This is a genomic window from Neorhizobium tunisiense (assembly GCF_039631515.1).
GTDB lineage: Bacteria > Pseudomonadota > Alphaproteobacteria > Rhizobiales > Rhizobiaceae > Neorhizobium.
The window spans coordinates 1-9,128 of sequence record NZ_JBDIUU010000016.1 but is presented as its reverse complement, the minus strand read 5'-3'; the positions used below and the strand labels follow the sequence as shown (position 1 = coordinate 9,128).

At 58.3% G+C, this 9,128-nt stretch carries 7 protein-coding genes and 1 pseudogene; 3 read left to right on the top strand and 5 right to left on the bottom strand.

Translation table 11 applies throughout. The features are described 5' to 3' along the window. Nucleotides 1-2,264: NADP-dependent malic enzyme (locus ABCW43_RS28735; RefSeq protein ID WP_345930741.1), on the bottom strand; the 2,264-nt coding region annotated here is incomplete at its 3' end. Nucleotides 2,265-2,534: 270 nt separating this feature from the next. Between ABCW43_RS28735 and ABCW43_RS28730 the strand changes: the two genes are divergently transcribed. Then, complete coding sequence (locus ABCW43_RS28730; RefSeq protein WP_345930740.1) at nt 2,535-3,407, top strand: SMP-30/gluconolactonase/LRE family protein; 873 nt, start codon at nt 2,535-2,537, stop codon at nt 3,405-3,407. 67 nt (nt 3,408-3,474) lie between these two features. Here the strand turns inward: ABCW43_RS28730 and ABCW43_RS28725 are convergent, their stop codons facing one another. Beyond that, a complete protein-coding gene (locus ABCW43_RS28725; RefSeq protein ID WP_345930739.1) occupies nt 3,475-4,110 on the bottom strand; it encodes a 2,3-bisphosphoglycerate-dependent phosphoglycerate mutase in 636 nt (211 codons plus the stop codon). After that, complete coding sequence (locus ABCW43_RS28720) at nt 4,107-5,363, bottom strand: glycerate kinase type-2 family protein (protein WP_345930738.1); 1,257 nt, start codon at nt 5,361-5,363, stop codon at nt 4,107-4,109. The genes ABCW43_RS28725 and ABCW43_RS28720 overlap by 4 nt, the downstream gene beginning before the upstream one ends. Before the next feature lie 285 nt (nt 5,364-5,648). Between ABCW43_RS28720 and ABCW43_RS28715 the strand changes: the two are divergent. After that, nucleotides 5,649-5,903, top strand: a pseudogene (locus tag ABCW43_RS28715) (FAD-linked oxidase C-terminal domain-containing protein); the annotation flags it as partial. Between the two features lie 144 nt (nt 5,904-6,047). Here ABCW43_RS28715 and ABCW43_RS28890 read toward each other — a convergent pair. Next, nucleotides 6,048-7,037, bottom strand: a complete 990-nt coding sequence (locus tag ABCW43_RS28890; RefSeq protein WP_445739024.1) for an IclR family transcriptional regulator — start codon at nt 7,035-7,037, stop codon at nt 6,048-6,050. Next, entirely contained in the window at nt 6,976-7,851 is an 876-nt protein-coding gene (locus tag ABCW43_RS28705; protein ID WP_345930737.1) for a 2-hydroxy-3-oxopropionate reductase, read from the bottom strand. Before ABCW43_RS28705 ends, ABCW43_RS28890 begins: the two co-directional genes overlap by 62 nt. A 147-nt stretch (nt 7,852-7,998) precedes the next feature. Between ABCW43_RS28705 and ABCW43_RS28700 the strand changes: the two genes are divergently transcribed. Beyond that, a partial coding sequence (locus tag ABCW43_RS28700; RefSeq protein WP_345930736.1) for an aldehyde dehydrogenase family protein occupies nt 7,999-9,128 on the top strand: 1,130 nt, incomplete at its 3' end.

The following is a 9,128-nucleotide window of genomic DNA, read 5'->3' as shown; positions in this document are numbered from 1 at the left end:
GCGATAGCGGCCATGTTGACGATATCGCTGTCCTTGGCGCCCATCGAGGTGATCTGCACCGACTTGTCGAGGCCGACCAGCAGTGGGCCGATTACGGTCGAAGCGCCGAGTTCCTGCAGCATGCGCGTCGAGATCGAGGCGGAATGGATCGCCGGCATGACGAGCACGTTGGCTGTCCCTGAGAGCCGGCAGAACGGATACTGCTCCATCCGGTGCGGGTTGAGCGCCACGTCTGCTGCCATCTCGCCGTCATATTCGAAATCCACGCGCCGCTGGTCGAGGATCTTGACCGCCTCGCGGACCCGCTCAGAACGTTCGCCGATCGGCTGGCCGAAGGTGGAGTAGGCGAGCATGGCGACGCGGGGCTCGTAGCCCATGCGCTTTGCGACACGGGCGGCTTCGACGGCGATATCCGCAAGATCTTCCGCATTCGGCATGTCGTGGACGGCGGTGTCGGCGACGAAGATCGTCCGGCCGCGCGAGATCACCAGCGACACGCCGATCACCTTGTGTCCCGGCTTGGGATCGATGCAACGGCTGACGTCCTGCAGGGCCGTCGCATAGTTGCGGGTCGTGCCGGTTACCATCGCATCCGCATCGCCGATCGCCACCATGGTTGCGGCAAAATGGTTGCGGTCGTTGTGGATCAGGCGCTGGACGTCGCGGTAGAGGAAGCCCTGGCGCTGCAGTCGGGCATAGAGGTGATCGATATAGGCATCGAGCCGGTTGGAAAGACGGGCGTTGACGATCTCCACGCCGGGTCGGTCGAGATCGATGCCTGCCTTTTCCGCCGTCGCGCGGATCACATCGTCGCGGCCGAGAAGGATGGCGGTGCCGAGCTTCTGGCTGGTGAAGGAAATCGCCGCGCGCATGACCTGTTCTTCTTCGGCCTCGGCGAAGACGACCCGCTTCGGGAAGCGACGGACGCGCTCGTAGATGCCTTGCGTCGTCGCGGCGATCGGATCGCGGCGGGCGGAAAGCTCGCGGCCATAGGCGGCGAGATCGGCGATGTTCTTGCGGGCGACGCCGCTTTCCATTGCGGCTTCCGCAACGGCGACGGGGATCGCCGAGATGAGGCGAGGATCGAAGGGGACCGGGATGATGTATTGCGCGCCGAAGCGGGGGCGGTTGCCCTGGTAGGCGGCAGCAACATCGTCCGGCACGTCTTCGCGGGCGAGATTGGCGAGCGCGTTGACGGCGGCGATCTTCATCGCATCGTTGATCTGGCTGGCCCTAACGTCGAGCGCGCCTCGGAAGATATAGGGGAAGCCGAGCACGTTGTTGACCTGGTTCGGATAGTCCGAGCGGCCGGTCGCCATGATTGCGTCGTCGCGGATGCGGGCGACTTCTTCCGGGGTGATTTCCGGATCGGGGTTGGCCATCGCGAAAATGATCGGCCTGTCGGCCATGGAACGGATCATCTCTTCGGTAAAGGCGCCCTTCTGGGAAAGGCCGAACACGACGTCCGCGTCCTTCATGGCTTCTTCCAGGGTCCGCTTGGTGGTTTTCACCGCGTGGGCGGATTTCCACTGGTTCATGCCCTCGGTGCGGCCCTGGTAGATGACGCCCTTGGTGTCGCAGAGGATGACATTTTCCGAATTAAAGCCCATCGCCTTGATGAGTTCGACGCAGGCGATCGCCGCGGCGCCGGCGCCGTTGCAGACGAGCTTGGTGGTCTTGAGGTCGCGGCCGGTCAGTTCCAGCGCGTTGATCAGGCCGGCGGCGGCGATGATCGCGGTACCATGCTGGTCGTCATGGAAGACCGGGATATCCATCAGCTCGCGCAGGCGGCTCTCGATGATGAAACATTCCGGCGCCTTGATGTCCTCGAGATTGATGCCGCCGAAGGAGGGGCCGAGGAAACGCACGCAGTTGATGAATTCGTCGACATTCTCGGTATCGACTTCAAGGTCGATGGAATCCACGTCGGCGAAGCGCTTGAACAGCACGGCCTTGCCTTCCATCACCGGCTTCGAGGCAAGCGCCCCGAGATTGCCGAGACCGAGGATCGCCGTGCCGTTCGAGATGACGGCCACCATGTTGCCGCGCGTCGTGTAATCATAGGCAGTCGCAGGATCGGCGGCGATCGCCTTGACCGGCACCGCGACCCCAGGCGAATAGGCGAGCGACAGATCGCGCTGGGTCGCCATCGGCTTGGTGGGATTGATTTCGAGTTTACCCGGGCGGCCTTCCGAATGGAAATCGAGTGCTTCCTGTTCGGTCACGCTCGTCCTCGTAGCGCGCACCGCTTGCTTGTCTGCCATTTCAACCGCCCTTTCTCGCGCTTCGTTGCGCTCTTGTGTCAGCCGCGAAATCTGTTCCCGGAGTGGGTTATGGGTTTACAGCTTCCGCAAATCGCAAGGACGGTGGACTTGATGTTTTCCACGAAGCGGAAAGAACCGGATATCCGCGAGACACACGACGGGAACTTTCGATAGGTTGAGGAAACCACCGTTTTTGTGGCTCATCGCAAAATGTTCTGCGCGGTGCATAGCGTGGCTCTAGCGGTTTGAAAGAAAGGTATCTGTCTCGCCATGATTCATCGCTTTGAGAAAATAACTGCGTGTCAGAACCGCGTCGGAGAAAGTCCGGTCTGGGACGCGGATCGCTCGACACTCTTTTGGACAGATGTCCACGCTCAGCTCATCTATGCACTTCACACAAGTTCGGGAGAAATCAGACACTGGTCGCTCCCAGCGCGGATCGGCTCCTTTGGCCTCACTGACGACGACCGGTTGATCGTTGCCCTCACCACCGGCGTGCATCTGTTCGACCCTGCGTCCGGCGACCTCGAATTTCTGGTCGATCCTGAACCTCATCGGACGGGCGACTCGCATAAGAACCGCCTAAATGATAGCAAGGTCGGACCGGATGGCGCCTATTGGGTCGGAAGCATGCATGAAGATGGCTTGTCGGCCGCTCTCTATCGTGTGACTGCGAAGGGCAGCGCAGAGATTAAGATTGAAGGGCTGGGTACGGTCAACGGGTTGGCATTTTCCGCTGACGGTCGCACGTTGTTTCTTTCCGACTCGAAGCAGTGCTGGATCGACCGATACGACCTGAACCCTTCATCAGCAGCTATCTCAAATCGTCGTCGAATTGCTGCGCCGGATGAAAGGCTCGGACGTCCCGACGGGGGGGCAACGGACATGGCAGGTGATTATTGGAGTGCGGGAGTATCCGCAGGCGTGTTGAACCGCTTTAGCGCGAGCGGCGAGCTGCTTCAGTCGATAAGCGTGCCGCCGCTTCACCCCACAATGCCTTGTTTCGGGGGAGAAGATCTACGATCCTTGTATTTTACGAGCCTGCGGCGCCCTGATGCCGCATCACCCGACTGTGGCGATGTTTTCATGATGCGGGTTGACGTACCGGGCGTGCCTATAGGGCGTTTTAAGACAACGCCATAAATCGCATTGGCTCAGGTGCACGCGCGAAGTCGCGAGCCGTTTCGCACGAGTGCATTGGAGGCGAGTATCAGACATCCCCATCCAGATCGATAGCCCCTTTTTCGATCGTTCCATCTGCGTTCATTTGATAGGAAAAGACGCTGCCCGTTGGTATCTCTATTGTTGCGATCCGATGGCGATCAATCCCTTCAAGAGCCATTATGAGGGCTCTCAGAGAGTTGCCATGCGCAACGACGATGGCGTTTTCTCCCCGCAACAGGTGCGGCAGGATCGTTGTGATGTAATAGGGGACGACCCGTGCCAGGGTGTCCCGAAGGCTTTCACCTCCAGGGGGCGCGGAAGCGTAGGAGCGCTGCCATGCCTTCACCCGGTCCTCACCCCACAAAGAGCGGGCTTCTTGTTTCGTAATGCCCGCGAGCTCGCCGTAGTGTCGCTCGTTTAGGTTGGCCGATTGGATAATCCGAACGTCATTCTGGCCGATCTCGTTCAAGATTTGCCGAAGTGTCTCTTGTGCGCGCGTCAGACACGATGTGAACGCGATGTCGAAGCGCGTGTTTCCGATTGCTCGGGCGGCATACTCAGCTTCGATGAACCCTCGATGGGATAGTCCAGGATCATCCCAGCCAGTGAAAATGTCGCCGGCATTCCCTTCACTTTGTCCATGGCGCACCAGTACCATTAGCCTTTCAAAATGGTCGCTCATCGGATGATAATCGCGCGAAAGTCGTTCACGTTCGTCCCTGTTGGACCTGTGATAAAAAGATCATCTATCGCTGCGAATCCGGAGAAGCTGTCGTTACTATCGAGCAATTCACGACCGTCTAATCCCGCGATCTTTAGTCGCTTTGCGGTGGTGCCGTCGACAAAGGCACCGGCGTTCTCTTCGGATCCGTCGATTCCATCGGTGTCTGCTGCGAGCGCAGTGATGGAAAAACCGTCAATCGCCATAGCGAATGCCAGCGCAAACTCCCCGTTGCGACCACCGCGGCCACCCGCGCTGCGAAGCCTAACCGTGGTCTCACCACCCGAAAGAAGCACTGCCGGCCTATCAAACGGTCGCCCGTGCCTGGCGACTTCCCGGGCGATAGCTGCCAAGACGGAGGCTACGTCGCGAGCTTCACCTTCAATGGAATCAGACAATATCTGGGGTCTTAGCCCGTACCCTTCTGCTGTTCTCGCGGCTGCTTCCAATGACACCCCGGCAGATGCAACAATGAAATGCTGGTGATCCGAAAAAGTTGAGTCCCGTGGATCTGGGGCGTCTGCTGCTGGCGACTGAAGAAACTCCGCCATTTTGGACGGCAAAGGCATGGAGTACTGTTGGACTACCCGCAACGCATCATGGCGGGTTGATGGATCCGGGATAGTGGGGCCGGACGCCACGAGAGCGAGGTTGTCGCCTGGAATGTCCGACACAACGAGGCTCACGACTCGGGCTTTTGTCGCAGCTGCCAAGCGACCTCCCTTGATCGTAGAGAGGTGTTTGCGGACCACGTTCATTTCTGAAATGGGTGCGCCAGACGCAAGCAAAATCTCGTTTAACCGAATTTCGTCAGCCAGAACAATACCAGGCGGAGGGGCTGGCAGCAGGGCTGATCCGCCTCCACAGATTAGCGCGATAACCAGATCCTGGGTTGACAACCCAGAAACCAGATCAAACATTCGTTTCGCCGCAGCTAGTCCTGCCAAATCGGGCACAGGATGGGATGCCTCTAGGACTTCAACGGTTCGGGTCGTGCATCCGTATCCATAGCGAGTAACGACTGCACCTGAAATCTCGCCTTCCCAAAGCTCTTCAAGTGCCTGAGCCATCTGCGCTACGCCTTTTCCGGCGCCCACGACAACCGTGCGGCCGTCTTGCGGGGGGCGGGGGAGGTGCTTGCGGATCGCCGTTTTAGCATCGGCAGCATTTACCGCGGCGGCGAACAGCTTCCTTAGAAGTTCCCTATCATCCATCTGCCGTCCTTCCCTCTTACCCTCTTTGGGATGTTTCCCATCTCCATAGGGAACAATAGGCGCTGGAGCCTGTCGGTCTGCCTCCTAGTGCGACATTTCCGTATCGTGGAAGTCTGCGAGCGTTCCAGTGATCGCGGCATCGCATCCGGCTATGAGCCAAGAGTACTCAAGTAGCCTGGTTTCAACATGAATAGCGTCAAATTGCTCGCTCCTCGCGATTCTGTCCTGAGTAGACGTGAGGAGATCATTTCGCAGTTAAAAGCCATGCTACCCCGGGGCAGCCTAGACCCGGAAATGGATGACATGCTTTCCCGTATCGTTGACATCGCCGGAAGAAACTCGGTTAAGACGGTTCGAGAGAGCAAGACTGCTACCGAAGCCGCCCTGATATGGAAGGGTCGAAAGTCGGCTTTTGGAGCGACAGGGCGGATCGCTGATTATATTTGTATGGACGGTACCGTTCCTCTCAGCAAGCTACCCTACGTGCTCTCGAAAACTGCGGAGATAATTGATCGGTTCGGTCTTCGCGTAGCGAACGTGACCGGCCTGGATCTGGTGAAGCTTCTTGCCGGTCCGCAGGGTACGCTGGGCTTTATCACCGACGGGCAATATCGGATGCATCACGCAGATTGCCTCCGGCACTTCAATTCCGACTCTACACACGATCGAGTTGTTGGATTGGGCTTATGGTGGTCCAAAGCCAGATAAAATTCCCTGAGAGATGATTTCAGCTGATTGGCCGACGTCAGCCAAATAGCTCGTCGGAGGTCTTCCTCCTATTGCATTCGTAATCTTAAGGGCCGTATCGATTACCCGCGGCGCTAACTCTCGAACTCTTTCAGAGGACATTCGGTCGAGTTGGCCGGAGACCGAAATAGCGCAAATCGCCTCGGCTTTGTCGTTGAACACAGCGCTTGCGACGCAACGGACATTTTTGTTGATCTCAGCGTTATCGATGGCGTAGCCCTCCATCCGCGCACGATCGAGTTCCCGACGCAAATGATCCGCGCGAACGATCGAGCGCGATGTACGCCTAATCAGCCGGTGTAGGCCAACAACCTCATCGATGTCGTCGAGGGGATATGTGGAAAGTATCGCTTTTCCCATAGCAGAGGACGTCATCGGCACGCGTCCTCCGATCGGACTGATTGTTCGCGCGATTTGCCGACTCGGGATCTGAGAGACAAGTGTTATCTGCCCATCGTCTGCCATGCCCAGATTTGTAGTTTCCTTGGCATGATCTCTTAGGTGATGGAGATAGGGTTGCGCGACCGAGACTATGGTCGTCCGACGCACCGAGGCGGCTCCAATGGTCAACATCGCGAGGCCAATATTCCAGCGGCCGCTCGTGGCATCAAATTGGACGTGGCGCCGCTTCTCGAGCGTCGTAAGTAGGCGATGTGTGGTTGACGGCGACAATCCAGCTTCACGTCCAAGTTGGGATAGGCGGCAACCTTCGTGGTGAAGACTTAGGATCTCCAAGAGAAGCATTGCACGCTCTACCGATTGCACCGAACCTGTACGTTCACTCTCAGTTCGCACAGCGACCTCCGTTAGCTTCAACCAAGTATATGCGGGGCCTTGAAAGAAGGTCCCGCATAATGGAAGATTCTCAGTTGCCTTGGTCTGCGCTTTTGAGCTCAAGATAAAGAGCGGAATGATCGCGGCCGCCATTTCCCTTTTTGATCGCGGCGGACATCAAGTCTCTTGTAGCCAATGTGTTAGGAACCCGGACATTCAGTGACTCAGCAGCACTCGTCGCAAGCGTCAGGTCTTTGTGATGGAGCTTGATCGCAAACCCGGGTTCAAACGTCTTGTCGATCATGCGTTTGCCGTGGACTTCCAAAATTCGGGACTGGGCAAACCCCCCCATTAGAGCCTCGCGTACCTTCGCGAGGTCGGCTCCGGCCTGCTCTGCAAGGACGAATGCTTCGCCTATTGCTTCAATTGTGAGGCCCACGATCATTTGGTTGGCAACCTTGGCTATTTGGCCGGCCCCGTTTTCTCCAACAAGCGTGATGTTCTTGCCCATCACCTCGAACAAGCCTCTGGCATTGTCGAAATCAGTCTGGCTCCCGCCGACCATGATAGAAAGCGTACCGGCCTTCGCTCCGATCTCGCCCCCGGATACTGGAGCATCCAGGTAGGATCCTCCTTTTGCTGCAATCCGCTCAGCGAAGTCACGAGTTGCAACAGGATCGATCGAACTCATGTCTATGACTACCGTGCCGGGGCCGATGGCGTTGGCCACCCCGTCGGCGGCGAACAACACCTGCTCGACATCCGGCGTGTTGGGCAACATGAGAATAACAAACTCGACGTCAGTTGCAGCCATAGCAGCGGAATCGGTCGGCTTCCCTCCGAGGTCTAACAAGCTCCGGTGGGTATCCTTGACCCGATGAAGTTTAAGGATATGGCCTGCTTGAAGCAGCCGCTCGGCCATTGGCTTACCCATGGTCCCGAGCCCGATGAATCCGATATTTGACATAATAGCCTCTTCTTGTCTTGCGGTAAGCAACTTCGTACAAATTCATTGCACAAATAACAAATATATGTCAATTCGATGATATCTGTCGCGGATTGACGAGCTAGTGCAGCCGAGGCGGGAAGAAAAGCTTGCCGAAAGGTTGTTACTTTGATCATTCACCAGAACCTGATCGCCGGCGAATGGGTCGGCTCCGACGCCTCGAAGAACATCAACCCGTCCGACACGAATGATGTCGTGGGCATGTATGCCCAGGGCAGCGCCGACGACGCCAAGCAAGCGATCGCCGCCGCCAAAGCCGCCTTTCCGGCCTGGTCGCGCTCCGGCATTCTCGAGCGCCACGCGATCCTGAGAAAGACTTCCGACGAAATCCTCGCCCGCAAAGAAGAACTCGGCGCGCTCCTCGCCCGCGAGGAAGGCAAGATCCTTCCCGAAGCGATCGGCGAAGTCACCCGCGCCGCCCAGATCTTCGATTTCTTCGCCGGCGAAGCGCTGCGCCTGACCGGCGAACTGGTGCCGTCGGCCCGTCCGAACATCGGCGTCGAGATCACCCGCGAACCGCTCGGCGTCATAGGCATCATCACGCCCTGGAATTTCCCGATCGCCATTCCGGCCTGGAAGATCGCGCCGGCCCTCTGCTACGGCAATACCGTCGTCTTCAAGCCTGCCGATCTCGTACCTGGCTGCGGCTGGGCGATCGTCGACATCCTCCACCGCGCCGGCCTGCCCAAGGGCGTGCTGAACCTCGTCATGGGCCGCGGTTCGGTCGTCGGCCAGGCCATGCTCGACAGCCCGGATCTCGCCGGCATCACGTTTACCGGCTCCACCGGCACGGGAAAACGCGTCGCACTGGCCTCGATCGAGCATAACCGCAAGTTCCAGCTGGAAATGGGTGGCAAGAACCCGATGGTCGTCCTCGACGACGCGGACCTTAACGTCGCCGTCGAAGCCGCTGCCAATTCCGGTTTCTTCTCGACCGGCCAGCGTTGCACCGCCTCGTCCCGTCTGATCGTCACCGAAGGCATCCACGACAAATTCGTCGCAGCACTCACCGAGAAGCTGAAGACGCTCAATGTCGATAACGCCATGAAGGCCGGCAGCCATATCGGCCCGGTCGTCGACGACAAGCAGCTGAAGCAGGATACCGACTATATCGAGATCGGCAAAAACGAAGGCGCCAAGCTCGCCTTCGGCGGCGAACTCGTCAAGCGCGACACCCCCGGCTTCTACCTCCAGCCGACGCTGTTCACCGAAGCGACCAACCAGATGCGCATCTCCCG